Origin of the sequence: Plesiocystis pacifica SIR-1, from assembly GCF_000170895.1 — a bacterium.
GTDB classification, from domain to species: Bacteria; Myxococcota_A; Polyangia; order Nannocystales; family Nannocystaceae; genus Plesiocystis; species Plesiocystis pacifica.
In genome coordinates this window covers 1-1,377 of record NZ_ABCS01000228.1, presented here as the reverse complement: position 1 = coordinate 1,377, position 1,377 = coordinate 1, and the positions used below count along the sequence as shown (strand labels likewise).

Here is a 1,377-nt window from a genome sequence, read left to right as displayed (position 1 = left end):
CGTCGTCGACGCTGTCGGGGACGGGGACGAGGTTGGTGCGCGGGACGGCGAGGCGCTCGGCGAAGGCCCCCGGCGCGCCTCGGATCCCGAGCACCCGGCGGTGCGGGCAGTGGTGGGGGTGCCCGGCGACGCAGGTCGGGCACACGCCGCAGCTGGCGTTGATGTCCGCGACGACGCGGCGCCCGGCGAGCGCCGAGTCGTCCGCCGCGTCCACGCGACCCACGAACTCGTGGCCGAGCACGCCCCGGAAGTCGGCGTAGCCCTGGCTGAGCTGGAGGTCCGTCGCGCACACGCCCGCGACCAGGACGTGGACGAGGGCCTCCCCAGGTCCTGGGCTGGGCTCGGGCTGGTCATGGGTCAAGCGCAGCCGGGGCTGCTCGCCGGCGGGGCCTTCGAGGATCAGGGCGCGCACGGGCACAGCCTAGCGGAGTCCCGCCGCGGGGGCGATCGCGCACGAGTGTGGCGTGGATCCCTGTCTTTTGCGGCAGGACGGGAGCAGACGCACGACTTTGCACGCGCCCGATCTGCCCCTGGCGTTGAACCGTGTCGCCGCGGCGAGGACCACCCAGCCATGAAGCTCCGCATTGTTTCTGTCTTGTCCGCCCTGGCCCTCGCGCCCCTGCTGCTGGCCTGCCCCGCCGACGACGCTCCCCCCGGAACCGACGAGGCTGGGACCGAGTCCGACACGGCTGGGGAGGAGGCCGGCACGGACTCGACCACGGGCACCGAGGCGGGCTCCGAGGATCAGGGCACCGACACCTCCGAGTCCGCGGGCGAGACCGCGAACGAGGAGATGGGCGGGACCGCCGAGGAGACGACCGCGGGCGAGGAAGGGGAGACCACGACCGAGGGCGAGACAGGCGAGCTCCCCGAGGAGGTCATCACCGAGTGCGAGGCGGCCTGCGCCTTCCTCGAAGGCTGCGAGCTGCCCTTCTCCATCGAGGGCTGCGTCGAGGAGTGCGTCGACTCCCACGCGGCCTACACCAACGATCCCGAGTGCCTCGAGGCCGAGCTGGCCCTGACCAGCTGCATCGCCGGCCTGACCTGCGAGGAGTTCCTGCAGTTCACCGAGGGCGAGCCCGTGCCCTACCCGTGCATGGAGGAGGAGGAGTCGACCTGCGAGGGCGGCGAGGGCGAGTGCATCGAGAGCGTCGGCGTGGGCGAGAACCCCGGCGACTGCGTGTTCTCGGAGGACTGCGGCGGCGACGTCTTCGAGGTCAGCTGCGCCGACGGCGAGGGCTGCACCTGCAGCGAGAACGGCGAGGCCTTCGCCAGCTGTGCCGACGACGCCGCGGTCTGTGCCGCGCCCGGGGACTGGGATCTCATCGACGAGTGCTGCTTCGCCTGAACCGATACATCCCAACCACGAAAAGAGGC

At 72.2% G+C, this 1,377-nt stretch carries 2 protein-coding genes; one reads left to right on the top strand and one right to left on the bottom strand.

The features are described from left to right. Positions 1-412: alcohol dehydrogenase catalytic domain-containing protein (locus PPSIR1_RS41375; protein WP_198154738.1), on the bottom strand; the 412-nt coding region annotated here is incomplete at its 3' end. Between the two features lie 159 nt (positions 413-571). Between PPSIR1_RS41375 and PPSIR1_RS41370 the strand changes: the two genes are divergently transcribed. After that, the gene (locus PPSIR1_RS41370) at positions 572-1,348 is read left to right on the top strand and encodes a hypothetical protein (protein ID WP_157596542.1); all 777 of its coding nucleotides are present in this window, start codon (positions 572-574) and stop codon (positions 1,346-1,348) included. Positions 1,349-1,377 lie beyond the last annotated feature (29 nt).